Annotated in this window: 1 protein-coding gene; it reads left to right on the top strand. The window is 55.8% G+C overall.

All coding sequences use genetic code 11. The features are described 5' to 3' along the window. Positions 1–294: DUF1116 domain-containing protein (locus ACNQ0T_RS23885; RefSeq protein ID WP_417930460.1), on the top strand; the 294-nt coding region annotated here is incomplete at both ends.

Below are 294 nucleotides of genomic sequence, written 5' to 3' on the forward strand. Positions count from 1 at the left end.
GTATCGATCTCACGGCGATGATGGCGCAGGGCATTACGATGGGCGATGAGTTCCATCAACGCAATATTGCTTCCTCTGCACTGTTAATGCGTGCGCTGGCCCCACAAATTGCTCGCCTCGATCATGATAAACAGCACATCGCCGAAGTGATGGATTTCCTCAGCGTGACCGATCAGTTCTTCCTCAACCTCGCGATGGCTTACTGCAAGGCGGCGATGGATGCTGGCGCGATGATCCGCGCAGGCAGCATCGTCACGGCAATGACCCGCAACGGCAATATGTTCGGGATTCGGG

Origin of the sequence: Enterobacter cloacae complex sp.6700776, from assembly GCF_048284255.1 — a bacterium.
Lineage (GTDB): Bacteria > Pseudomonadota > Gammaproteobacteria > Enterobacterales > Enterobacteriaceae > Enterobacter > Enterobacter intestinihominis.